This is a genomic window from Falsiroseomonas ponticola, from assembly GCF_016805305.1.
GTDB classification, from domain to species: Bacteria; Pseudomonadota; Alphaproteobacteria; order Acetobacterales; family Acetobacteraceae; genus Falsiroseomonas; species Falsiroseomonas ponticola.
Genome location: NZ_JAERQN010000004.1, coordinates 422,857 through 449,796 on the forward strand (window position 1 = coordinate 422,857; position 26,940 = coordinate 449,796).

Annotated in this window: 5 protein-coding genes and 1 pseudogene; all 6 read left to right on the forward strand. The window is 76.1% G+C overall.

The window, feature by feature from the left end:
• The first annotated feature begins 4 nt into the window (after nt 1–4).
• Nucleotides 5–754, forward strand: coding sequence for a thioesterase II family protein (locus tag JJI54_RS15295; protein ID WP_318987515.1), 750 nt, complete (start codon nt 5–7; stop codon nt 752–754).
• Complete coding sequence (locus JJI54_RS15300) at nt 741–10,772, forward strand: type I polyketide synthase (RefSeq protein WP_203073858.1); 10,032 nt, start codon at nt 741–743, stop codon at nt 10,770–10,772. Before JJI54_RS15295 ends, JJI54_RS15300 begins: the two co-directional genes overlap by 14 nt.
• On the forward strand, nt 10,769–16,249 hold the full coding sequence (locus tag JJI54_RS15305) for an SDR family NAD(P)-dependent oxidoreductase (protein ID WP_203073859.1): 5,481 nt from the start codon (nt 10,769–10,771) through the stop codon (nt 16,247–16,249). Before JJI54_RS15300 ends, JJI54_RS15305 begins: the two co-directional genes overlap by 4 nt.
• Nucleotides 16,246–22,326 (forward strand): type I polyketide synthase, encoded by a 6,081-nt coding sequence (locus JJI54_RS15310; protein ID WP_203073860.1) that lies wholly within the window; start codon nt 16,246–16,248, stop codon nt 22,324–22,326. The genes JJI54_RS15305 and JJI54_RS15310 overlap by 4 nt, the downstream gene beginning before the upstream one ends.
• Nucleotides 22,323–25,838 carry an SDR family NAD(P)-dependent oxidoreductase gene (locus JJI54_RS15315; RefSeq protein ID WP_203073861.1) on the forward strand — a complete coding sequence of 1,172 codons (3,516 nt, stop codon included), beginning with the start codon at nt 22,323–22,325 and terminating at the stop codon, nt 25,836–25,838. Before JJI54_RS15310 ends, JJI54_RS15315 begins: the two co-directional genes overlap by 4 nt.
• Nucleotides 25,835–26,929, forward strand: a pseudogene (locus JJI54_RS33150) (condensation domain-containing protein); the annotation flags it as partial. The gene JJI54_RS15315 and the pseudogene JJI54_RS33150, both read left to right, overlap by 4 nt.
• Nucleotides 26,930–26,940 lie beyond the last annotated feature (11 nt).

Genomic DNA, 26,940 nt, shown 5'->3' on the forward strand with positions numbered 1-26,940 from the left:
GGCGGTGCGTCCGGTCTGGTTAACGTTTCCACAGCCGCGTCCGCACGCGGCGTTGCAACTGCTCTGCTTTCCGCATGCCGGCGGGGGCGCATCCATGTTCCACCCCCTCGCCACCCTCCTGCCGTCATCGATCTCCATGGGCGCGGTCCAGCTGCCAGGGCGCGAAGCGCGGCTCGGCGAAGCGCCCTTCACCAGCATGGGTCCGCTCATCGCCGCGATGGCGGATGCGATCGCCCCGGCGATGCAGCAGCCCACCGCCTTCTTCGGCCATTCCATGGGCGCGCTGCTGGCCTATGAACTCGCCCGCGAACTCGTGCGCCGAGGCCTGGCGCCGCCCGTCTCGCTCGTCGTCTCCGGCCGCCGCGCGCCGACCTTCGAGGGCAAGGAAGCGCCGCTGCATCCGCTGCCGGACGATGCCTTCGTGGCCGAGCTCGTCCGGCGCTACGATGCCATCCCCCAGGCGATCCTGGCGGAGCGCGAGCTGATGGCGCTCTTCCTGCCCGTCCTCAAGGCCGATTTCGCGGTGTTCGAGACGCATCGCCACCTGCCGGGCGCCCCCCTGCCCTGCCCGATCGCCATCTATGGCGGCGATGCCGATCCGCAGACCGCGGAGATGGAGGGCTGGGCCGCGCTCTGCGCCGGCCCCGCCACCCGCCGCGTCTTCCCCGGTGGCCACTTCTACCTCGTGCCGCAGCGCCAGGCCCTGGCCGCCGCGCTGGCCGACGATCTCGGGGTGCTGGTTGGCACGGGCTGAACCAGGGGGCCCGGGCGAGCACGGCACCGGGGATCTGGCCGCGCGGCTTCGCCAGCTTGCCGCGGCACGGCTCGGCATCGACGCAACCGCGATCGATCCCGGCGAGCGGCTGCATCGCTACGGCCTCACCTCCCTCCTCGCCGCCGGCCTCGTCGCGGATATCGCGGCGATGACCGGCCGCGCGTTGCCGCCGACGCTGGTCTGGGACCACCCGACGCTGAACCGCCTGGCCGCCTGGCTGGCCGGTGAGGCGCGGGAGGAAGGCCCGCCCCCGGCCCGCCCCCTGCCGGCGGGGGAGCCGATCGCCATCACCGGCCTTGCCTGCCGCCTGCCGGGCGCGGCCTCGCCGGCCGCCTTCTGGTCGATGCTCCTGGCCGGCACGGATGCGGTCGGCGACGTGCCCGCGGATCGGTGGGATGCGGCGCTGCTGACCGATCCGGATCCGGATGCCCCGGGCCGCATGCGCACCGGCCGCGGCGGCTTCCTGCCTGACGTCGCGGGCTTCGATGCCGCCTTCTTCGGGATGTCGCCGCGCGAAGCCGCGCAGGCGGACCCGCAGCAGCGTCTCGCCCTCGAACTCGCCTGGGAAGCGCTGGAGGATGCGGGCATCCGCCCCTCCCGCCTTTCCGGCACCCGCGCCGGCATCTTCATGGGCGCGATGTGGAGCGACTATGCGCGGCTGCTCGGCGATCCCGCCGGCATCGCCGCGCATACCGCGACGGGGCAGGACACCAGCATCATCAGCGCCCGCATCGCCCATGCGCTGGGGCTGATGGGCCCGGCCATCACGGTGAACACGGCCTGCTCCTCCGCCCTCGTCGCCGTCCACCAGGCCTGCCGCAGCCTGCGCGCCGGCGAATCCGCCATGGCGCTGGCCGGCGGCGTCCACCTGGTGCTGTCGCCCGAAAGCTCCATCGCCATGACCAAGTTCGGCGCGATGGCGCCGGATGGGCGCTGCAAGGCCTTCGATGCCGCGGCCGATGGCTATGTCCGCGGCGAGGGCGGCGCGATCCTGGTGCTGGAACCGCTCTCCGCCGCCCGCGCCGCCGGCCGGCGCGTCTTCGCCATCATCCGCGGCGGCGCCATCAACAATGACGGGCCGAGCAACGGCCTCACCGCGCCGAACCCCGCGGCGCAGCGCGCCATGCTTCGCGATGCCCTGGCCGATGCAGGGCTGGCGCCGCAGGATGTCGACTACGTCGAGGCGCATGGCACCGGCACCGCGCTCGGCGACCCGATCGAGGCCAATGCGCTCGGCGCCGTGCTCGGCCAGGGCCGCGCGGCGCAGCGGCCGCTGCGCATCGGGTCGGTGAAGACGAATATCGGCCATCTGGAGGCCGCGGCGGGCGCCGCGGGCCTGGCGAAGATGGCGCTTGCGCTTCGCCACCGGCACATCCCGCGCAGCCTGCATTTCCATCGCGCGAACCCGGCCATCGACATGACCGGCCTCGCCATCCAGGCGGAAGCGACCCCCTGGCCCGCCCGCGCCGATGGGCGCGCCATCGGCGGCGTCAGTTCCTTCGGCTTCGGCGGCACGAACTGCCACCTGCTGCTGGAAGCCCCGCCGCCGGAAGCCGCCGCCACCGCGCCGCCGGTCTTCGTCTTCGCCGGCAACGGCGCCGCCTGGCCCGGCATGGCGGACGGCCTGATGGCCTCCCCCGCCTTCGCGGACTCGCTCCGCGCCTCCGATGCCGTGCTCGCCGGCCTCGGCTTCCCAGCCTCCGTCATCGACGTGCTGCGCGATGGCCGGGTGGAGGAAGTGGCGCTCGGCCAGCCTGCCCATACGGCCTACCAGATCGCGCTCGCGGACCTCCTCGCCAGCTTCGGCATCCGTCCCGCGGCGGTCATCGGCCACAGCCTCGGCGAGGTCGCCGCCGCCTGCGTCGCCGGCGTGCTGACGCGGGAGGGCGCGCTGCACCTCGCGATGACGCGCAGCGCGCTCCAGGCCGGCTGCGCCCGCCACGGCGCGATGGCCGTCGCCGCCGCCCCGGCCACGGCGCTGCACGGCCTGCTTCCCGCGGGTGTGGAGATCGCGGGCGAGAACGGCCCCACCACGACCGTTCTCTCGGGTCCGCCGGCAGCGATCGAGGCCGCGATGACGGCGCTGGATGCAAGGGGCATCACCACCCTGCCGGTCCGCGTGCCCGTCGCCTACCACAGCGCCCAGATGGACCCGCTGGTGCCGCGGCTGGTGGCCGCGCTGCAAGGCCTGGCGCCGCGCGCCGGCGACATCCCCTTCGTCTCCACCGTGACGGGCACGGCGCTGCCGGGCGAGGCGCTCGATGCCGGCTACTGGGGCCGCAACCTGCGCCAGCCCGTGCTGCTGCGGCAGGGCATCGCCACCCTCGCCGCCAGCGGTCATCGCCACTTCCTGGAACTCGGCCCGCATCCCCTGCTGGCGCTGCCCATCCGCCAGGCGGTGCCGGATGCCATCGTCACCGCGCCGCTCCGCCGCGGCGCCGCGGACGAAGCCACGCTGCGCGGCGCGGTGGCGCCGGCGCGGCAGGGGCAGCGCCCGCGCCACCTGCTGCTGCTCTCCGCCCGCAGCGCCGCCGCGCTGGATGCGCTGGCACGGCGCTGGGCCGACCATCTCTCGACCGCCACCGACTTTCCCGATCTCTGCCACACCGCCCTCGCGGGCCGGGACCGCTTCGCCCATCGCCTCGCCCTGCATGCCGCCAGCGCGGCGGAGGCCCGCGCGATGCTGCTCGCCGGCACCTGCCGCCGCGGCGTCGTGCAGGGCGGCGCCGCGCCGGCCTTCGAGGCAAGGCGCGCCCCCGCGGAGCCGTGGGGCGCCTTCCTCGACCGCTGCGCGGAAGCCTTCGTCGACGGCGCCGAGATCGATGCCGACCTCTTCGAGGCCGGCGAGCCCTGGCGCCTCACGGACGCGCCCACCTATCCCTTCGAGCGTGAGCCCCATTGGCTGCCGCGCACCGCCGCGGGGCTCTCCTACGCCCTGGCCTGGGAGGCGCTGCCGGCGGCGACTGCCACGCTGCCCTCGCCCGCCCTGCAGGCACCACCACCGGATGAGGGGCTGGAGGCGGAGGCCACGGCCTTCGCCGAGGCCGCGCTGCGCGCCACCCCGCAGGTCGCGCCGCCGCATCGCGCCTTCGCCGCGCGGCTCGCCGCCTGGTCGTCCATGCCGGTGCGGCACGCGGCGGACACGCCCGCTGCCCGCCTGCTGCGCCGCGTCGGCGCGGCGCTGCCCGGCATCTTGGCCGGCCGGACCGGCGCGGTGGAGGCCCTCTTCGCGGAAGGGGACCTGGAGGCCGCCCGTGCCGTCTATGCCGCGCCCCCCTTCGCCGCCGCGCAGCAGGCGGTGGTGGATGCGGTGGTGGCGCAGGCGGCCGGCCGCCCTATCCGGCTGCTGGAGGTTGGCGCCGGCACGGGCGCGCTGACGGCGCTGCTGCTGCCGCGCCTGCCCGCCGGCAGCCAGGTGACGGCCACCGACGTGACGCCCGCCTTCCTCTCCGCGCTGCGCCGCCGGCACGGCGACGGCCTGGCGACGGCGGTGTTCGACCTCGATGATCCGCACGGTGCCGAAGGCCCCTTCGACGTCATCGTTGCCGCCAATGCGGTGCATGCGGCGGCGCGGCTGGGGCCGGCACTGGCCGCGCTGCGGGCCAGGCTGGCGCCGGGCGGGTTGCTGGCCCTGGCGGAGCTGGCGCGGGCGCCGCGCTGGGTGGACCTCGTCTTCGGCATCACGGAGGGCTGGTGGAACTTCCGCGGCGATCCGCTGCGCCCCGGCCACGCCCTGCTGGGCGCGGAAGCCTGGCAGGCCGCGCTGGCCGAGGCAGGTTTCGGCCCCGTCGCCACGTTGCCGGACGGCGATGCGCATCTGCTGGTCCTGGCCCGGGCACCGCGCGTCGCGCCCCGCTTCCGGCTGCGGGGCGACCTCGTTCTTCCCGCATCGCTCGGCCTGCATGACGCCCCGGATGCAACCGCCTGCCTCTGGTGCCCGGCCGAGGATGCGCCGCCGCCGCGCATCGTGGCGGAGGCCGAGGCTCTGGCCGCGGATGACCTGCCCATCACGCTCCTCGCCCGTCCCGGCCTCGCCGGCGCCGCGGCGATCGGCGCGGCGCGCGCCATCGCGCTCGACCGCCCCGGCGCCATCGCCGCGATCATCCACCTGGATGATGCGGAGACGGACACCCTGGCCGCGCTGGCCGCCTCGATCGGCGACGCCCGCGGCGATCTCCGCGCCCGTGCCGGCCGGCTGGAAGCGGCGCGGCTGGCGCGGGCCGATGGTGGCAGCACCGTCCGGCCGGATCCGGAAGCGCTGCACGTCATCGCCGGCGGCACCGGCAAGCTCGGCCTCGCCTTCGCCCATCACCTGTCGCGCCTCGGCGCGCGGCACCTGCTGCTGGTCGGCCGCCGCAGCCCCGATCCGGCGGCGCTACCGGCCGGCGCGCGGCACCTCGCGCTCGACCTCACCGCACCCGATGCGCCAGCGCGCCTCGCGGCCGCGGTGGATCGCCGCCCCGGCCTCGTCGTCCATGCCGCGGGCCTGGCCGATGGCCCGGCGGCGCAGGTGATGGCGGCGAAGACCGGCATCGCGCAGGGGCTCGCCGCCGCCATCCCGGATGCCGCCGGGCTGCTGCTCTTCTCCTCCGCCGCCGGCATCTGGGGCGTCCGGGATCGCGTGGCCTATGCCGCGGCGAATGCCGCGCTGGATGAATGGGCGCGCGACGCGCGCGGGCGCGGCCTGCCCGCAACCAGCATCGCCTTCGGCCGCTTCACGGAAAAAGGCCTGCTCTCGGGCGCGGAGGATGCGGCGCTGGATGCCGCGGGGATGCTGGCCATGGCGCCCGCGGATGGCTTCGCCGCGGCGCTCGATGCGCTGGGCGCGGGGGAGGCGCTGCGCATCGTCGCCCGGATCGACTGGCCCCGCTTCGCCGCCGCCTATGCCGCGCGCCGCGACACCGCGCTGTTCGAGAGGCTGCTGCCCCGGCCCGCGCCGCCCGTGCCGCGCCAGCCCGAGGCGACGCGGCCTGCGACGCGGCTCGACCGTGCGGGCCTGGCGGCGCTGGTGGCGGAGCTGCTCGGCCACGCCGATGCTGCGCGCATCGACCCGGAGGCGGGGCTCTTCGAACAGGGGCTCGACAGCCTTCTCGCCGTCGCGTTGCGGCGGCGGCTGGAGGAAGCGGCCGGCATCCCGATCCCGGCCGCCCTGCTCTTCGCCCAGCCCTCCATCGCCAGGCTGGCCGATTGGCTGGCGGGCCAGGCGCGCGCCGTGCCCAGCGCGCCGGCCGCCATCGCCGCGGGCAGCGAGCCCATTGCCGTCATCGGCCTAGCCGGCCGCTTCCCCGGTGGCGCGGAGGATCCGGATTCGCTGCTCGCCCAGTTGCTGGCGGGCCAGGATGCGGTGCGCCCCCTGCCCCCAGGCCGCCCCGGCGCGCCCCACAAGGCCGGATGGCTGGATGGGATCGACCTGTTCGACGCCGCCTTCTTCGGCATCGCGCCGCGTGACGCCGCGGCGATGGACCCGCAGCAGCGCCTGCTGCTGGAAGCCGCCTGGCGCGCGCTGGAAGCCGCCGGCATCGCGCCGGATCGCGTCGCAGGGACGCGCGTCGGCGTCTTCCTCGGTGCCACGGGCAGCGACTACGCGGCCCTCGCGCGGCAGCAGGCGGACAGGCTGGATGCGCTCAGCCTCACGGGCCAGCCGAGCAACACGCTGGCCGGGCGCATCGCCTACCAGCTCGGCCTGCATGGCCCGGCGCTGGTGGTGGACACCGCCTGCTCCTCCTCCCTCGTCGCGATCCACCTTGCCGTGCAGTCGCTGCGGCGGGGAGAGGCGGCGATGGCGCTGGCCGGCGGCGTCAACCTCATCCTCGCGCCGGAAGGCTCCGCCATGCTGGCGCGGGCCGGCCTGCTCTCGCCAGGCGGCCGCTGCGCCACCTTCGATGCCACCGCCGACGGCTATGTGCGGGCAGAGGGCGTGGGCATCGCCGTCCTCAAGCCGCTGGCGCAGGCGGAAGCCGATGGCGACCGCGTGCTCGCCATCATCCGCGGCAGCGCCGTGAACCATGATGGCCGGTCCTCCAGCTTCACCGCGCCCAATGGCGCCGCGCAGGTCGCCGTCATCCGTGCCGCGCTCGCCGATGCCGGCCTCGATGCCGCCGCGATCGACTATGTCGAGGCGCATGGCACCGGCACGGCGCTCGGCGATCCGGTCGAGATGGATGCGCTGGCGGAGGTCTTCGGCGGCCGGGACGCGGCCCTGACCATCGGCGCGTTGAAGGCCGGCATCGGCCATGCGGAAGCCGCCGCCGGGATCGCCGGCCTTGCCAAGGTCACGGCCATGCTCGGCAGCGCCACCATCCCGCCGCAGCCGCATTTCCGCCAGGCCAACCCGCATGCCTCCGCCATGGATCGCCTGCATGTCCCGCTGGCGGCGGAGCGGTTTGCAGCGCCGCGGCCCCGCGCCGGCCTCAGCGCCTTCGGCGCCAGCGGCACCAACGCGCATCTGGTGCTGGAAGCGCCGCCCCCCCCACCGCCGCCCCGGGGCGATGGCCCGCCGCACCTTCTGCTGTCCGCCGCCACGCCGGAGGCGCTGGAGGTCCTGCGCCACCAGATTCTCGCGCGCCTGCAGGACGGCTCGCTGCGCTTCGAGGATGCCTGCCACACCGCCTGGGTCGGCCGGGCGCGGCTGCGGCACTGGCTGCTGGCGGACAGCGCGGAGGCGCTGCGCCTGGCGCCCGCCCGGCAGGGCACGCCCCCGGACCTCGCCACGCCGCGCGGCCGCCGCGTCGCCCTGCCGCCCACGCCCTTCACGCCGCGCCGGCATTGGCTGGAGGGCACGCCCGCCGCCGCGCCCTGGCAGCCGCCGCCGCCGCGCCGTTCGGCCCGCAGCGGAGAGGCCGTCTCCGCCTTCCGCCTGGATGCCGCCGCGCCCTGGCTCGCGGACCATGCGGTGGAGGGTACCGTCCTGCTGCCGGCCACCGGTTTCCTCGCTTTCGCCTTCGCCGCCGGCGCCGAGGCGCTGGAGGATGTCGCCCTGCTGCGCCCGCTGGCCCTGCCGCCGGGCGCGATCGAGGCGCAGCTGGTGCAGGACCGCGATGGCGCCTGGTCGCTGCATGCGGAACTGGCCGAGGGCTGGGCCATGACGGCCAGCGCCCGCCCCGGCACGCCGGGCGGCGATGCGCCCCCGCCCCCGGCCGCTTCGGCCGCCTGGGAGGATGGCGGCGCCATCGCGGCCGGGCTGGCCGCGCGCGGCTTCGCCTTCGGCCCGCTCTACCGTCGCATCACCGCGCTTCGCCGCGCCGGCGACGTGGCGGAGGCCAGGCTGGCGCCGTCCGAGGCGCTGGACCCCATGCTGCTGGATTCGGCGATCCAGACGCTGACGGCGCTGCTGCCCGCCGATGACCAGCCCTGGCTGCCGCAGCGCATCGCCGCTGCCTGGCGGGGCGCGGTGCCGGAGGGACCGCTCCTCGCCCGGGCCCGGCTGACGGCGCTGGAGGATGGCGCCGCCACCGGCGATGCCGCGCTGCTGCGGGAAGACAAGGCGGTGGTGGCGCTGCTGCGGGGCATCACGCTCCGCCGCCCCGCCGCCGCGCCGGGCGCCTGGCAGCATGACATCGCCTGGCGCCCCGCCGCCGAACCCGCCCTGCCGCTGGCGGGGCGCTGGCACGCCATCGGGCCGCAGGCGGCCTCGCTCGGCACCGCCAGCGCCGATCCCGTGGGCGGCGCGCCCCTGCCGCCCTGCGACGGCATCATCGACCTGCGCCCGCTGGCTGCCGCGGATCCCGCCGCCTGCATCGCCAGCGTCGCGGCGCTGGTGCCCGACGCCGCCGCGCTGTCCCCACCGCCGCAACTGATCCTGGTCAGCCGCGGCGCCGCCACCGCACCCCCGGTCGCCCCCGGCGCCGTGCCGGCGGCGGCCGTGCTGGGCGGGCTGCTCGGCACCATCGCGGCCGAGCATCCCGCGCTTCGCTGCCGCTGGATCGACCTCGACCCGGATGAGCCGGGCATCCCTGCCGCGCTGGCGGGCGCGCCCGGCCGCTTCGCGCGGCGCCACGGGGCGCTGCTGACGCCGGAGATCCTGCGCACCGCCCCGCCATCCGGCGTCGCGGAGCGGATCGCCCCGGCCGCGGACCACGCGCTGACGGCGCTGCGCCGCCTGCCAATCACGCCCCGCGCGCCCGGCCCCGGCGAGGTCGCCATCGCGATCGAGGCCGCGGGGCTGAACTTCAAGGACACGCTGGTCGCGCTGGGCCAGGTGGAGGGCGAGGCGCTGGGCCTGGAAGCCGCGGGCCGCGTGCTGGCGGCAGGCCCCGGCATGCAGGGCTTCGCACCGGGCGATGCGGTGATCGCCTTCGCGCCGGGCCTGCTGGCCGGGGAAGCGGTAGTGCCCGCCCATCGCCTCGTCGCCCGCCCGGCCTGGCTCGGTGCCGAAGCCGCCGCCAGCCTGCCCGTCGCGACCCTGACGGCATGGCGCGGGCTGCATGACCTGGCGGGCATCGCGCCCGGCATGCGGGTGCTGGTCCATGCCGGCGCCGGCGGCGTGGGCGCCGCGGCCATCGCGCTGGCCCGCCAGGCCGGCGCGCGGGTCTTCGCCACGGCCAGCGCCGGCAAGCACGCCGCGGCGCTCGCGGCGGGGGCGGAGGCCGTCGCGGACAGCCGATCCACCGCCTTCGCCGCCGCCGCGCGGGCATGGGCGGGGGAGCAGGGCTTCGACATCGTGCTCCACGCCCTATCGCCCGCCATGGCCGCGGCCTCCGCCGCGCTGCTGCGCCCGGGCGGCGTGTTCCTGGAGATCGGCAGCGCCGCGCCGCCCCCCTCGCCGCACCCGATCCGGCATCTCGCCTATGAGTTGGAAGCCCCGATCGCCGCCGATCCGGGCTGGTTCGCGGACCGCACGGGCCGGATCCTGGCGCTGCTGCGCGACGGCGCCATCCCCCTGCCGCGGCGCAGCGTGCTGCCGATGGCGCTGGCGGAGGAAGCCTTCCAGTCCCTCGCCCAGGGGCGCGCCATCGGCAAGTTCGTGCTGCGGCCACCACAGCCGCCACGCATCACCGGCACCTGGCTCGTCACCGGTGCGGGCGCCGTCGGCACCGCCATCGCGGATTGGCTGGCGGCACAGGGGGCGACGCGAATCATCCTCGCCTCCCGCACCGCCGTGGCCGCGCGGCATGAGGCCGTGGCGATCGATGTCTCGGACCGCGCCGCCCTGGCATCGCTGCTTGCCGGCCTCCCTGATCTGCGCGGGATCGTCCATGCCGCGGGCGTGGTGCGGGATGGCCTGCTTGCCACGCTGTCGCCCGCCGATATCGACGCCACCCTGGCCGCCAAGGTCGATGGCGCCCGGCACCTGGATGCGCTGACGCGCGACCGGGCGCTGGACCACTTCATCCTCGTCTCCTCCACCGCCGCCAGCCTGGAGGCCCCCGGCCAGGCCGCCTATGCGGCCGCCAATGCCTGGCTGGACCGCCTGGCGGCGGCGCGGCGGGCCGAGGGCCTGCCGGCTGTGTCCGTGGCCTTCGGCCCCTGGGCGGCCGGCATGTTCGCGGCGCTGCCCCCGGCGCAGCGCGCCCGACTCGAAGGCCAGGGCTTCCGCCCAATGGCACCGCGCCGGGCAGCGGCCGCGCTGGCCCATGCCATCGGCTCCGGCGCCACCCATCGCCTGGTGATGGACCGGGTGGCGCCGCGGCCCGTGGCGGCGGCGACCAACCTGCTCGACGCGGTGCGGGCCGCCGCGCCGGATCAGCGCGCCGCCCTCCTGCAGGCCGCGCTCGCCGGCCGCATCCTGGCGACGCTCGGCCTGCCGCCGGACACCGCGCTGGAACCCGGCCGGGCGCTGCGCGACCTCGGCCTCGATTCGCTGCTCTCCGTCAGCCTCAGGAACGAGTTGGCTGCCGCGTTGTCGCTCGACCTGCCCTCCACCCTGCTGTTCGACCACCCCACGCTGGCGGCGTTGGCGGACCATTTGCTGGGCGCCCTCGGCTTCCATGACCTGGAAGCGATGGATGAGGCGGAGCTCGCCGCGCTGCTCGCGCAGGAACTGGCGGCGCCGGCATGAGCGGGACCGATCCGAAGGAAGTCCTGCGCCGCGCGCTGCTGGAAATCCGTGCGCTGAAGGAGCGCCTCGCTGCAGCGGAACGCGGCGGGGAGGATCGCCGCCCGCCCATCGCCATCACCGGCATGGCCTGCCGCTTCCCCGGCGCGCCGGACCTGGCCGCCTTCGCCCGCCTGCTGGCCGAGGGGCGCGATGCCATCGGCCCGCGCCCCGCCGGGCGGTGGGAGGGCGAGGCCGGGCCGCCCGGCGGCTACCTGCCGGATGTCGAGGGCTTCGACCCGCGCTTCTTCGGCCTGTCCCACCGCGAGGCGTCGGCCATGGACCCGCAGCAGCGCCTGCTGCTGGAAGTGGCCTGGGAAGCGCTGGCGGAGGCCGCGCTGGCGCCGGAGGCCCTCGCGGGCAGCCGCACCGGCGTCTTCATCGGCCTGGCGACGCATGACTGGCTGCGGCGCATGCCCGAAGCCGGCCTGGATCGCTTCTTCGGCAGCGGCAGCAGCCCCGCGGTGGCGGCCGGGCGCATCGCCTACCTGCTGGACCTGCACGGCCCGGCGATGACGATCGACACCGCCTGCTCCTCCTCCCTCGTCGCCATCCACCAGGCCATGCGCGCGCTGCGGGGCGGCGATTGCGATGCCGCGATCGTCGGCGGCACCTCCCTCATGCTGATGCCCTCGCTGACGCGCAGCTTCCAGGAAGCCGGCATGCTCTCCGCCGATGGCCGCTGCAAATCCTTCGCCGCCGGCGCCGATGGCTATGGGCGGGGCGAGGGTTGCGGCGTCGTCGTGCTGAAGCGGCTGGAGGATGCGCTGCGCGCGGCGGACCCGGTGGTGGCCGTGCTGCGCGGATCGGCGGTGAACCAGGATGGCCGCAGCGCCGGCCTGACGGCGCCGAACGGCCCGGCGCAGACCGCGCTGATCCGCGACGCGCTGCGCGATGCCGGGCTGGTGCCCGACGACATCGACTATGTGGAGGCGCATGGCACCGGCACGCCGCTGGGCGACCCCATCGAATGGCATGCGCTGGCCGCGGCCTTCGCCGGGCGCGCGCGGCCGCTGGCGCTCGGCTCCGTCAAGTCGAACATCGGGCATACGGAAGCCGCGGCCGGCATCGCCGGGCTCATCAAGGCCGCGCTGGCGGTGCGCGATGGCGTCGCCGCCCCCAGCCTGCACCATGCCCGCCGCAACCCTGCCATCGCGGAGGGCGCGACACCGATCGCGGTGGCGACGGCGCCATGGCCCGGCATCCGCCGCGCTGGTGTCAGCGCCTTCGGCTTCTCCGGCACCAATGCGCATGTCGTGCTGGAAGCGCCGCCGCCGCGCGCCCCCGCCGCCCGCGCGGCGCTGCCCGCACCCGCCTTCCAGCGGGAACGCCTGCCCCTGCCGCCAATCGGCGGGACGCCGGCCGCGGACCGGCAGCTGACACCCGAGGATCCGCTGCTGGCCGGCACCGGCGGCTTCGCCCATCTCGGCGTGCTGCTGGCCCTGTTGGGGCCGGTTGGCGCGCTCGCGGATGTCGCCTTCCCCGCGGGCCTCGCCGTGGCCGCGCCCCGGCGCATCCGCGTGAGGCGCGAGGCGGGCGGGCTGGCGCTGGAAAGCCGCGACGAGGCGGAGGAGGCCTGGACCACCCACCTCGCGGCGCGGGACCTCGCCGGCGCCGCAGCGCCAGGCGCGCCCCCCGCGCTGCCGCCGGCCGGGACCGATGCCGCCGCCCTCTATGGCCGCATCGCCGCGGCGGGCTTCGACTATGGCGAGGCGGCCCGATGCCTGCGTCGGCTTGGCCAGGCAGGGGACATGGTCCGCGGCACGCTGGCCGGCGCCGGCCCGGGGCTGGCCGAGGCCGCCGCGCAGCTTTCCTACGCGCTGCTGCCGCCAGGCGCGGCGCCGGTGATGCTCTCCTCCATCGCGCGGCTGCTTCCGGGCCGTGGCGGGACAGCCACCGATGCCTGGCTGCGGCGGACGGCGGAGCAGGGGGATGGCGGCTTCACCGCCGATTTCGGCCTGCTCGATGCGGCCGGCACCCCGGTCCTGGTCGCGGAAGGCGCCCGCTTCGCGCCGCTGCCCGACCGCGGCGCGGCCTGGACCCGCCGCATCGCCTGGCGGCCCGTCGAGGCCATGGCCGGCGCCATCCACCAGACCGATGCCTGGATCGCCCCGCCCGGTCCCGCCGCCACGCTCTGCGCCGCGCTGCTCGACCACCTCCGCCGGGCCGATGACCGGCCGCTGCGTATCGTCACCCGCGGCGCCCAGGCGACGGGGCGGGAGATGACGGCGCCGGACCCGGAGCAGGCGGCCCTCTGGGGCCTCGCCATGGCCGTCATGGCCGAGCGGCCGGGCCGCCGCTGCCGCCTGATCGACCTCGACCCGGATGCGCCCGCCGCCGCGCAACAAGCCGCCCTGGCCGAGGAGCTGGCGCGGGAGGATGAGGCCGCGGTCGCGCTGCGCGGCAGCCAGCGCCTGGCCCGGCGGCTGGAGGCGCTGCCGCGGCCGGCCGCCACGGCGCTCGCCGCCCGCCTGCGGGATGGCCGCCTCGCCTGGGACCCCGCCCCGGCGCCGCCGCCCGGGCCCGGCGAGGTCCGCATCGCGATGGTGGCCGCGGGCCTCACCTTTCGCGACCGGCTGCTGGCCAGCGGCCTCGCCCCCGCGGGCAGTCCGCTCGGCGCCGATGGCGCCGGCATCGTCGAGGATGTCGGCGCGGGTGTCGGCGGCGTCGTGCCCGGCGATGCCGTCATCCTCCTGGCGCCCGGCGCCATCGCGGACCGCCTGACGGTGCCGGCGCTGCGCGTCGCACCCGCGCCCGTGGCCGACCTGATCGACGCGGCGACCATGCCGGTGCCCTATCTGACGGCGCTGGCGGCCCTGCCTGCTATCGGGCCCGGCGACCGCGTCCTGGTGCACCAGGCCACCAGCGCCACCGGCCTCGCCGCCCTGGAAATCCTGCGCCGCGCCGGCGCCACCATCGTCGCCACCGCCAGCCGCCCGCGCCATGCCTGGCTTGCCCGGCACGGCATCGCGACGGTGCTGGACAGCCGCGCGCCGGAGGGTTGGGACCTCAGCGGCGTGACCCTCGGCTTCGGTGCCTTCCCACCCGACCTCGCCGCCCGCCTGGCGCCGCTGCCCCTGGTGAACCTGGACAAGCGCGTGGCGGGTCACTTCGACCTTGATGCGCTGCCCGATGACCGCCTGCCCGCGCTCTTCGCCCAGCTCCAGGATCTTCCGCCCCTGCCCCGGCATCCCGTGGCGCGCGACGCGGTGGAGGAAGCGCTCTCCACCGCCAGCCCACCCGGCCGCGCCATCGTCACCCTCGCCCCCCCGCCGCCCTTCCTGGTCCAGCGCGCCACGACCTGGATCGTCACCGGCGCGGCCGGCGGGCTTGGCCGGCTGCTGGCGGATTGGCTGGAGGCGCAGGGCGCCGTGGCCTGCCGCGTGGACCTGTCGCCATGCGAGGGCGCCTGCACCGCGCAGGGCGATATCGCCGGTGCGGCCTTCGTCGATGCGCTGGTGCCGCGCCTGGCTGCCGGCGACGCGCCGCTGCGCGGCATCATCCACGCTGCCGCCATCACCGATGACGATGCGCTGGAGGCGCTGACGGAAGCGCGGATCGCCGCCGTGCTGCGCGCCAAGCTGGGCGGCGCCCAGGCGCTGGACACGGCGACGCGGCGCCACGGCGTGACGCTCTCCGCCTTCGTGCTGTTCTCCTCCGTCGTCGGCGTGCTGCCCTCTGCCCGCCAGGGCGCCTATGCGGCCGCCAATGCCGCGATCGACCAGCTGGCGGAAGCGCGGCGGCGGGACGGGCTGCCAGGGCTCGCCATCGCCTGGGGCCCCTGGGCGGCAGGGATCGGCGCGCGGATGGGTGCGCGCGCCGCAGCCACCTGGAAGGCCTTCGGCGTCACGCCCATCCCGCCGGCCCTCGGCCTGCGCGCCCTTCCTGGCCTGCTCGCCATGCCGGAGGCCCGATGCCTGGTCGCCGACCGGGCAGAAGCCCCGGCGCCGGCCGCGCCGGAGGCCGCATCGCCGCCCCCCGCCACGATCGATGTCGCGCTGCTGCAGGCGATCCTGGCGCCCCTGCTCGGCACGCCCGATCCCGCCATGCTGGACCCGCAGGCCCCGATGACCGCCCTCGGCATGGATTCGCTGGCCGCGGTGGAATTCGCCCGCGCCCTGTCGCGGCGCCTGGGCCGCGCCATCCGGCCGGACTTCGCCTATGGCCACGCCAACCTGGCGCAGGCCGCGGCCGCGCTCGCCGCCCCCCGCGCCGCGGAGCCCCGCGCATCCGGCGGCTTCGCCCTGCTCGCCCCGGCCTGGGACAGCATCCCACCGGTGCAGGGGACGGCGCGTGGCTGGACGGTCGCCGGCGAGGGTCCGGTCGCCGCCACGCTGCGGGAGGCCATGGGCACCGCCGACCCGGCCGCGCTCCTCGACCTCACGGCGCTTGCAGCCCTGCCCGCGGATCCCGCCGCGCTGCGCGACGCCGTCATGCCATCGCTGCTGGCGCGGCTCCGCGGCCTCAGCGGCCAGGCCGCCCGGATCGCCATCGCCGTGCCGGCTGCCTCGCCCATCGCCCCGCTGGTCGAAGCCTTCGCGACCGCCGCCGCCGCCGACGAACCCGCCTGGTCGCTCCGCACCATCCGCCTCGACGCCGCGCTGCCGGACCCGGCGGAGGCGCTTCGTCGCGAACTGGCCGCGACGGATGGCGAGACGCGGCTGCGGCTTCTTCCGCGCCAGCGCACGGCGCTGCGCCTTCGTGCCGTGGCTTCGGCGGAGCCCTGGCAGCCCGATCCCGACTCCACCTGGCTCATCACCGGGGCCAGCGGCGGCATCGGCACGCTGATCGCCGCGGACCTCGCCCGCCGCGGCATGAGGCGCATCATCCTGGCCAGCCGTCGCCCGGTGATGCGCGACCTGCCCGGGACGGCAGTGGAGACACGCGCGATCGACCTGACGGATCGCGGCGCGATCGAGGCGATGGTGGCCGATCTCGGCCAGTCCGCGCCGCCGCTGCGCGGCATCATCCACGCCGCCGGCGTCACCGCCGATGGGCGCATCGCGACGACGCCCTGGTCCGGATTCGCGCCAGCCTTCCCGGCCAAGGCCGATGCGGCGCAGGCGCTCGACCTCGCGACGCGGGGGATGCGCGATGTGGAGCTGGTGCTCTTCTCCTCCACCGCCGCCTTTTTCGGCCTGGCCGGGACCGCCGGCTATGCCGCGGCGAATGGCGCACTCTTCGCCGTGGCCGCCGCGCGCCGGCAGGCGGGGTTGCGCGCGCGCTGCATCGCCTGGTGCGCCTGGCAGGGAATCGGGATGGCCGCGGATGAAGCCCTGTGGAACGACGGCCGCGCGCCATCGCTGCCGGCATCCCTCGCGCTCCGCGCCTTCGATGCGGCCATGGCAAGCGATGCGCATGACCTCGTCGTGGTGGGTTCCGGTTGGCAGCCGCCACGCGCGTCGCGCATGATGACGGGGTGGGGGGGACAGGGATCGTGACCGCTGGGCGTGAGCCGATCGCCATCATCGGCATGGGATGCCGCTTCGCCGGCCAAGCGGTCGATCCCGCCTCCCTGTGGTCACTGGTATCCCAGGGCGGTGACGCGGTGCGTCCGATCCGTCGCTGGGACCACGCCGCCTGGCAATCCGCCGATCCGGAGCAGCCTGGCCGCACCACCCAGGCGGAAGCCGCGCTGCTGGACGGCATCGAGGAATTCGACGCCGCCTTCTTCGGCATCGCGCCGCGCGAGGCGGAGGCGATGGACCCGCAGCAGCGCCTGGTCATGGAAGTGGCCTGGGAAGCGCTGGAGGATGCGGCCATCCCGCCTGACCGGCTGGAGGGCATCGCGGGCGGCGTCTATCTCGGCCTCTACAACAGCAATTACGGGCTGATCGGGCGTGGATCGCCCGATGCATCACGCATCGGCGCCTGGTCGGCCTCCGGCACCCATACCTCCATCGCGCCGGGGCGCATCGCCTTCCGGCTGGGCCTCACGGGGCCGGCGGTGGCGCTCGATACCGCGTGTTCCTCCTCGCTCGTCGCCGTGCATCTCGCGGTGCAGTCGCTGCGGGCGGGCGAATGCGCGGTGGCGCTGGCGGGTGGCGTGCACCTGATCCTGTCGCCGCTGCCGCTGGTGGCGAGTGCGAAGCTCGGCGCTGCATCGCCGACCAGCCGCTGCCGCGCCTTCGACGCCGCCGCCGATGGCTTCGCCCATGGCGAGGGCTGCGGCGTGGTCGTCCTCAAGCGCCTGTCGGATGCGGTCGCGTCGGGTGATCGCGTCCTCGCCGTCATCCATGGCAGCGCGGTCAACCAGGATGGCCGCAGCGCCGGCCTCACCGCGCCCTCCGGCCCCGCCCAGGAAGCCGTGCTCCGCGCCGCGCTCGCCGACGCGTCGCTGCCGCCCGCCGAGATCGACGCCATCGAGGCCCATGGCACCGGCACGGCGCTTGGCGATCCCATCGAGATGCATGCGCTCCGCAGCGTCTTCGCCGGTGATCGCGCGCGCCCGCTCGCCGTCGGCTCCGCCAAGACCAATATCGGCCATACCGAGGCCGCCGCCGGCATCGCGGGCCTCATCAAGGCCGTGCTGATGCTTCGCCACCAGCAGGTGGCCCCGAGCCTCCACTTCACGCGGCTCAACCCGCATATCGACCTGACCGGCGCGCGGATCGAAGTCCCGACGCGGCTGGAGGCGACGCCGCTCCGCCATATCGGCGTCAGCTCCTTCGGCTTCTCCGGCACCAACGCCCACATCATCCTCGGCGCCGCGCCAGCCGCCGAGCCCGCCGCCGATCCCCGCCCCGCCCATGTCCTGCCCCTCAGCGCCCGCGATCCCGCCGCGCTGACGGCGCTCACCGCCCGCTGGCAGCAGGCGCTGTCCGAACCCGGCGCCGACCTCCCCGCCCTCGCCCGCACCGCCGCCACCGGCCGCGCGAGCCTCCCCCGCCGCATCGCCATCGTCGCCCGCGATGCCGCCTCCGCCGCCGAGGCGCTCTCAAAGGCCGAAGCGACGACCGCCACCCGCCCCCGTATCGCCTTCCTCGTCACCGGCCAGGGCAGCGCCTTCCCCGGCATGGCCCGCGGCCTGGCCGAGACCGCCCCCGTCTTCCGCCGCGTCCTCGACCGCTGCGACGCCGTCATGGGCCTCCCCGCGCCGCTGTCCCGCCTCTTCGAGGATGGCGCCGCCCTCGCCCGCGCCGATATCGCCCAGCCCGCCCTCTTCGCCCTCTCCGCCGGCCTCGGCGCGCTCTGGCGCAGCTGGGGCGTGGAGCCCGTGGCACTCCTCGGCCACAGCCTCGGCGAATATGCCGCCGCGCACCTCGCCGGCGTGCTGCCGCTGGAGGATGCCGCGCGCCTCGTCGCCGCACGCGGCCGCCTGACGCAGGCCCTGCCCGCGGGCGGCGCCATGGCCGCGGTGCTCGGCCCCAACGGCCAGGCCGTGCTGGCGCGTCACCCCGCGCTGGAACTCTCCGGCGAGAACGGCGCCGAGGCTATCACCGTCGCCGGCCCGCAATCCGCCATCGCCGCGCTGCTCGATGATCCCGCGCTGGCGCGGCAGGGGCTGGAGGCCCGGCCGCTCGCCGTCTCCCACGCCTTCCACTCCCGCCTGCTCGACCCGATGCTCGACGCGCTGGAAGCGGAGGCACGCGCCATCCCGCACAACCCGCCGGCCATCCCCGTCATCGGCAACCTCGCAGGCGCCGTCGTCGCGCGGCACGACGCCGCCTATTGGCGCGCCCATGCCAGGCAGCCCGTGCGCTTCGCGCAGGGCCTCGCGAGCCTCGCCGCGATGGGCGTGACGCATGCCGTCGAACTCGGCGCCATGCCGATGCTGTCCGGCTTCGCGCGCGCCGCCCTGCCCGCCCTGGTCACGCTGCCAACGCTCGCCCGCGCCAGGCCGGGGCAGGATGGTGCGACGCTCGGCTGGACCACCGCGATGCAAAGCGTGGCCCGCCTCTGGCAGGACGGCGTGGAGATCGACTGGCCCGCCTTCCACCAGCCCTACCCGACACGCACCACATCAGCGCCGACCTACCCGTTCCAGCGCGAACGATTCTGGCTGGCCGACCCCACGCTCGACCGCGCCGCGCCATCCACCACCGCCGACCGCGCGGCGCCCGAGGTCGGCGATGCCCGCGTCACCGGCTTCTATGACGAGCTCACCACCATCGCGAGCCACTACGCCGATCCCGGCGATGGCAGCGAGGGCCACCTCACCTTCGGTCTCATGCCCGCTCCGCGCGCCGGCTTCTCCTGGCTCCGCGCACTCTTCGCCGGGCCGTCCGAGCCCGACTCCTACGCGCTGCTCCGCCGCGCGCAGCACGCGCTGAAGCAGGCCATCTTCGCGCCGGTGGACTTCAACCGGGCACAGCGCGTGCTGGATTTCGGCTGCGGCCACGCCGCCGATCTCTGCGACATCGCGCTGCGCCACCCGCATCTGCGCCTCGATGGCTGTACCATCTCTGCCGAACAGGTGCAGGTCGGCCGCGCCCGCGCCGCCCGCGCCGGCCTCGCGGATCGTCTCCGGATCCATCACCGCGACAGCGCGCGCGACCCCTTCCCCGGCCGCTACGACGTCATCTTCGGCGTCGAGGTCTCCGGCCTCATCGAGGACAAGGCCGGCCTCTTCGACAATATCCGGGACCACCTGGAGCCCGGCGGCGCGCTGGTCATCGCCGATTTCGTCGCCGCCGGCGATGGCATCGCCGCGCCCGACACGGCCTCCTTCACCTCAACCGCGGAGGAATGGGCGCGCCTGCTCGCCGAACGCGGCCTGCGGCTGACGGATTGCGTGGATACCAGCGCCGAGGTCGCGCACTTCCTCGACGATCCGGGCTTCGAGGCCGAGGTCGATCGCCTGGTGGCGCAGCATGGCCTGTCGGACCTCACCCGCCGCCATCTGCTGTCCAACGACAATATCGGCCGCGCGCTGCGCCGTGGCGTGATGCGCTATGTGCTGCTGGTCGCGCGGCAGGATGCGACGGCGCCGGTCACCCGCCTGCTGGCCGCCAACCGCGCGCGCCTGGCCGCACCCGATCGCTGGGAACAGGCGGAGCCCTGGCGCGGCTGGTTCCACCACCTGACCTGGCAGCCCGACCCCGTCGCGCAGGCGGTGGCACAAGGGTCCGCCCTGCTGGCGGAAGCCGCCGGCGCCGCGGCCGCCACGGACCGCCTGGCCCGCGCCTGGATCGGCGCCGCGCGCCTCGCGGATTGCACGCCCGCGCCGCGTTTCGCACGCCTGCACGCGTATCTCTCGCGCCTCGCCGCCAACACGGAAGACCCCGCGACGCTGTCGGTGCCGGATCTGCCGGAGGCGCGGCTGCTCGCCCGCAGCGGCCCGCATCTCCGCGCCGTGCTGGAAGGCCGCGCCGATCCGCTCGATCTGCTTTTCGGCGATGGCGGTGCGGTGGCGGAAGCGCTCTATGCCGCCTCCCCGGCCGCGCGCGCCGTCAACGGCATCGCCGCCGCCGCCTTCGCCCAGCTGCTCGAAGGCCGTGGCGCCGCGCGGGTGCTGGAGATCGGCTGCGGCACCGGCGGCACGACGCAGGCGCTGCTGCCGCGGCTGCGCGCGGGGGACAGCTACCGCGTCACCGATGTCTCCCCCGCCTTCGTGCAGGCCGCGCGCCGCCGCTTCGGGCTGGAGGGGGAGGTGCTGGACATCAGCGCGCCGCCCGCCGCGACCGGCACCGCCGACATCGTCGTCGCCGCCAATGTCCTGCACGCCACGCCCGACCTGCGGCGCACGCTGCGCCACGCGGCCTCGCTGCTGGCGGAGGATGGCGCGCTGCTGCTGGTGGAGAATGCCGGCGAACTCGCCTGGGGAGACCTGACCTTCGGCCTGACCGACGGCATGTGGGCCTTCGCCGACACCGATCTGCGCCCCGGCCATGCGCTGCTGCCGCCCCCGGCCTGGGTCGCGCTGCTGGCGGAGCTGGGCTTCGTCGCGCAGGCCCATCAGCCCGGCGATGCCCGCACCGCCGCCCTCAGCGGCCAGTTCGTGCTGGTCGCGCGCCGCACCCGCGCCACCACCGACATCGTCTGGCGCGCCCCCCGCGGCGCCAATGCCGAAGCCGTTCTGGCCGAGGCGCTGCCCATCCTGCAACAGGCCGCATCGCTCCCCAGCCCGCCGCGCATCTGGATCGGCACGGACCGCGCGCGCGCCATCAACGCCGGCGACGCCCCCGATCCCGCCCAGGCCGCGCTCTGGGGCTTCGCCAACGCCCTGGCCATCGAGGCCCCGGAGCTTCGCGTCACGCTCGTCGATTCCGACGATCCCGCAACGCTCGACCGTGAAGTCGCCGCCGGCACGGCGGAGACGCGGATCGCCTGGCGGCAGGGCCACCGCCACCTGGCGCGCGTCGATCGCCTGCATGCCCCCGAAGCCGCGCCCAGCCTGCGGGCGGAGGGCACCTGGCTCGTCACCGGCGGCCTGGCGGGCGTCGGCCTCGCCGTCGCGCGCTGGCTGGCGGATCAGGGCGCCTCGCATCTCGTGCTGCTCGGCCGCACGGCGCATGCCATCGGCGCCTTCCCGCCTGGCGTGCGCGTCACGACAGTGACCGGCGACGTCGCGGATGAAGCGACGCTCACGGCGCTTCTCTCCGCCATCGAGCGTGACGGCCCGCCGCTCATCGGCGTCATGCACGCCGCCGGCGTGCTGGATGACGGGCTGCTGGCGCAGCAGACACCAGCGAAGATGGCGGCCGTGCTGCGCCCGAAGCTGGAAGGCGCGCGGCTGCTGGACCGGCTGACGCGTCGCCTCGCACCGCGCCACTTCGTCCTCTTCTCTTCCTCCGCCGCGCTGCTCGGCTCCGCCGCCCAGGCCAACCACGCCGCGGCCAATGCGGCGATGGACGCGATCGCGGAGGCACGGCGCGCGGAAGGCCTGCCCGCGCTCAGCATCGCCTGGGGCGCCTGGGACGAGGTCGGCGCGGCCGCGCGCGCCGGCGCCGGCGTGGCCCGGCGCGGTCTTCTGCCCATGGCCCCCGACCAGGCGCTGGCCGCGCTCGGCCTGGCGCTCTCGGCGGAGCAGGCGACGCTCGGCATCCTCGACGTCGATTGGGGCCGCTTCCTCGCCCGCTTCGCGCCGCACCCGGTGCCGCCCGTCTTCGCCGGCTTCCGCGCCACCACCACCACGACGAGCGCGATCGATGCCGCGCCAGGCCAGCCCGCCAGCGCCACGCTGCGCGACCGGATCGAGGCCGCGCCGCAGGCCGAACGCGCCGCGCTGCTGCTGGCCGCGGTGCGCGAGACCGTCGCGCGCATCCTCGGCCTGGCCGACGGCGCGCTGCCGCCGGCGGAGGCGCCGCTGCGCGAACTCGGCCTCGATTCGCTGATGACGGTGGAACTCCGCAATGCCCTCGCCGCGGCCTGCGAGACGAAGCTGCCCGCCACCCTCGTCTTCGAGCATCCGAGCTGCGACGCGTTGGCGTGGCATCTCGGCGCCACCGTCTTCGCCGACCTCCTGCCCGCCGCTACGCCGGCCGACGCGCTGGATGCGATGGAGGAGGATGAGCTGGCGGCGCTGCTGGAAGCCGAACTCGGCGCGGCCGGCGCGGCCCTGGGGGCGCGCGCATGAGCCTCTCGCCCGAGGACCGGATGAGGGAGGCGGTGCGCACCATCCAGGCGCTGCGCAAGCGCGTGGACGAGCTCTCCGCCGCGCGCAACGCGCCGATCGCCGTCATCGGGCTCGCCTGCCGCTTCCCGGGCGCCGAGACCCCCGCCGCGCTGTGGGACCTGCTGGCCGCCGGCCGCGACGCGGTGGGCCCGATCCCTACCGATCGCTGGGATGCCGAGGCCTGGTATTCGCCCGATCCCGACGCGCCCGGCCGCATCGCCTTCCGGGAGGGCGGCTTCATCCGCGATGTCGATGCCTTCGATGCCGCCCGCTTCGGCATCGCGGCGAAGGAAGCCGCGGGGATGGACCCGCAGCACCGGCTGCTGATGGAACTCGCCTGGCAGGCGCTGGAAGCGGCGGCGATGAAGCCGGATGCACTCGGCGGCAGTGCCACGGGCGTCTTCCTCGGCCTCAATGCGGGCGATCACCTCCAGGCCGTGATGACGGACCCGGCGCGGCTCGGCACCCATGCGCTGGCCGGCGCGGTCGCGTCGCTCGCCGCGGGGCGCATCGCCTATGCGCTGGGGCTGAACGGCCCCGCCCTGGTGGTGGATACCGCCTGCTCCTCCTCCCTCGTCGCCACGCATCTCGCCGTTCAGGCGCTGCGGGCGCGGGAATGCGACATGGCGCTGGCCGGCGGCGCGCATCTGATGCTGGCGCCGCAGGTCTCCGTCGCGCTCAGCCGCGCGCGCATGATGGCGCGCGACGGGCGCTGCAAGGCCTTCGATGCCAGCGCCGATGGCTTCGGCCAGGGCGAGGGCGGCGGCATGGTGGTGCTGAAGCGCCTGGCCGATGCGGAAGCCGCGGGCGATCCCGTGCTGGCCGTCATCCGCGGCGCCGCGCTGAACCAGGATGGCCGCAGCGCCGGCATCACCGCGCCGAGCCTCGGCGCGCAGCAGGCGGTGATCCGCGCGGCGCTGGCCGATGCCGGCCTGGCGCCCGCCGATATCGACGCGATCGAGGCCCATGGCACCGGCACGGCGCTGGGCGATCCGGTGGAGTTGCACGCGCTCGCCGCCGTCTTCGGCCAGGGCCGCGCAAGGCCGCTGCGCGTCGGTTCGCTCAAGACCAATATCGGGCATACGGCGGCGGCGGCGGGTGTCGCCGGCCTCATCAAGGCGGTGCTGATGCTGGATCGCGGCGCGGTGCCGCCCAGCCTGCATTTCCGGCAGCTCAACCCGCATGTCGATCTCGGCGCCGCGCCGATCGAGATCCCGACGGCGCTGGTGGCGGAGGCCCCGAAGCGCGTCGGCGTCAGCGGCTTCGGCTTCTCCGGCACCAATGCGCATCTCGTGCTGGAAGCGCCGCCTGCGCTGCCCGCCCGCCGCGCGCCCCTGCCGCCAGCGCCGCTGAACCGCCAGGTCTTCCCGCGCCTCCGCGCCGCACCGCCGGAGACCGCGCTGTTCCCCGGCCGCGTCATCGACAGCCCCGCGGCGGCGCGGCAGGTGGAGGCCGTGCTGGACCTGGCGCTGCTGCCCTGGCTCGCGGACCACCGCGTGCAGGGCCGCGTCGTCGTGCCCGGCGCGGTCATGATCGCGCTGCTGCTGGCCGCCGCGCCCCCCGGCACCACGGCGCTGGCCGACATCGCCTTCGCGGAGCCCGTGGTGCTGGAAGCGGCGTCCGTGCGCCTGGTGGCGCTCGGCCAGCCCGATGGCACGCTGCGCGTCGCCTCCCGCGCCGGCACGGGCTGGCTGACCCATGCGACGGCGCGCGTGGCGGCACTGTCCTCGCCGCTCGAACTGCCCGCTGCCGCCACCACGGCATGGGAACCGCGCGCCGCCTGGATCGCGCATCTGGCCGCGCTCGGCATCGGGATCGGCCCCGCCTTCCAGGGCATTGCCCGCATCGCCCGTGGCGAGACGACGCAGGCCGCGATCGACGCGCTGCCCGGCGTTCCCGGCGCGCCCTTCCACCCCGCGCTGCTGGATGCCGTCCTGCAGGCCGCGGGCGGCACGCTGCCGGCGGAACCGGTGCTGCCCATCGGCATCGCGCGGCTCGACCTGCATGCGCCGCTGGCCGGCCCGCTCACCGTCACCGCGCGGCGGCAGGGCGAGGTCATCGACCTGCTGGCAACCGGCGATGCCCCCATCGCCTCCATCCGCGGCCTCGCGATCCGGCGCCTGGCGGAGGCGCAGGCCGTGCCGGTGCTGGCCGCCCTGTCCTGGGTACCCGCGCCCCCGCCCGCACCGGGGCCGCCCGCCACGGCGATCGAGGATCCCAGCCTCGGCCAGGCGCTGGCGCTGGTGCACCGGTCGCTGAGCACCCCCGCGCCGCTGGCCTTCGTCACGCGCGGCACCGGATTCCAGGCGCTGCTGCATGGCCTCGCCACCGCGCTGGCGGCGGAACGCCCGGAACTGCGCGCCCGCGCCATCACCGTCGCGCCCGATGCGCCGCCGGCGCTGCTGCGCGCGGAACTCGACGGCGACGGCGCGGAGCCCTCCGTGATGCTGCACGCCGAGGGCCGCTTCGTGCCGCGCCTCGCGCGGATCGATCCCCCCGGCGGCCAGGTCGCGCTCTCCGGCACCGTGCTCATCACCGGTGGCCTCGGCGGCATCGGGCGGCAGGCGGCGCGCTGGGCGCTGGACCGGGGGGCGCAGGCGCTGCTGCTTATCGGCCGCACCGCGGCCGAGGCGCCCTTCCCGCAGGCACGCGTGCTGGCCTGCGACATCGCCGCGCCCGACGCCACGGCGCGCATCGCCGCGGCGCTGGCCGGCATGCCGCCGCTGCACACGGTCATCCATGCCGCCGGCGTGCTCGACGATGCGATGATCGAGGACCAGACCGAGGCCCGGATGCAGCGCGTCATCGCGCCGAAGCTCCGCGGTGCCGAGGCGCTGCACGCCCTGCCGCAGCGGCCGGAGCACTTCCTCCTCTTCGGCTCCGTCGCCAGCGTGATCGGCGCCGCGGGCCAGGCGGGCTATGCGGCGGCCAATGCGGCGCTCGATGCCGTCGCGCTGCAGCGGCGCGCGCAGGGCCTGCCCGCGCAATCCATCCTCTGGGGCCGCTGGGCTGACATCGGCATGGCCGCGGCGCTCGACGCCGCCCGCGCGACGCGCGTCTCCGCCCGCGGCCTGCTGCCCATGGCGCCGGATCGCGCCATGGCCGCGCTCGACGCCGCCATCCTGTCGCAGGAGCCCGCGGTGATGATCGCCGCCTTCGACTGGGCGCGCTTCGCCGAAACCGCCCTGCCCGCCTTCGCCCCCCTGCTGCCCGCCACCACGATGAGCGACGGCCCGGTGCGCGACCAGGTCGCGGACATCATCCGCCAGATCCTGGGGGAGGTGCCGCCCCCCGGCCGCGCCCTCGTCGCCTGCGGGCTCGACAGCCTCATGGCCATGGACCTGCGCAACCGCATCAACCGTCGCTTCGGCACGGCGCTCGGCTTGGCGGACCTGCTCGGCGGCGCCGATGCCGAAACGCTGGCCGCGCGGATCGAGTCCGAGGCGGAGGAGACGGAGGTGCTGACGCTGTGACCACCGCCGCCTTCCTGCAGGACCTGGAACGCCGCGGCGTCACGCTCTCCGTCAGCGGCGACGAACTCTCGCTGCGCGCGCCGCGCGGCGTGCTGACGGAAGCCGATCGCGACCGGCTGCGGGCGGAGAAGGCCGCGATCCTCGCCCTGCTGCGCGGCGACGAAACGCCCACCGATGAGCCCTTCCCGCTGACGGAAATCCAGCAGGCCTATCTGGTCGGCCGCTCGGCGGAACTCGAACTCGGCCGCGTCGGCTGCCACGCCTACCGCGAATTCGAATCCGACAGCATCGACCTCGACCGGCTGGAGGAAGCCTGGAACCGCCTGGTCGCGCGCCACCCGATGCTGCGCGCCGTCGTCACGCCCGATGGCCGCCAGCGCGTGCTGCCCGAGGTCCCGCGCGTGACGATCGAGCGCATCGACCTGCGCGAGGCCGCCGATGCCGGAGCCCTGCTGGCGGCGGAGCGGGAGGCGCGGTCGCACCACGTCTTCGACCCGCATGCCTGGCCGCTCTTCTCGCTGAAGGCCGCGCTGCTGCCGGGCGGGCGGGTGCGGCTTGGCGTCGGCATCGACCTGCTGCTGGCGGATGCGGCCGCGCTGGTCACGCTGTTCCGCGACTGGGGCGCGCTTTACGCCGCGCCGGATGCGGTGCCGCCGCCGCCTGCCGCGCGCTTCGCAGACCATGCGCGGCGCCTGCCGCAGCCGAGCGATCGAGACCGCGCCTATTGGCAGGCGCGGCTGGCCGATTTCCCGCCCGGGCCCGATCTGCCGCTGCTGCCGGTCGCCGGCCCGCCACGCTTCACCCGCCGCACGCATCGCATCCCGGCCCCCGCGTGGCAGGCGCTGCGTGCCGCCGCCGCCGCGCGCGGCATCACCGCCTCCGTCCTGCTCGCCACCGCGCTGGCCGATGCGCTGGCGGGGTGGAGCCGCCGGTCGCGCTTCGCCATCACCCTCACGCAATTCGCCGCACCGCCGGGCATGGAGGGCGTGGTCGGCGACTTCACCTCCACCATCCCGCTGGAAGCCGATGTCACGCCGCCGCGCTTCGAGGATCGCGCCCGCGCGCTGCAGGCGCGCCTCGCCGCCGATCTCGACCATGCCTC

Bases quoted from the DNA above. Each gene is read 5' to 3' on its own strand.
- JJI54_RS15305 (WP_203073859.1), top strand. From the start codon at position 10,769: ATGAGCGGGACCGATCCGAAGGAAGTCCTGCGCCGCGCGCTGCTGGAA.
- JJI54_RS15315 (WP_203073861.1), top strand. From the start codon at position 22,323: ATGAGCCTCTCGCCCGAGGACCGGATGAGGGAGGCGGTGCGCACCATC.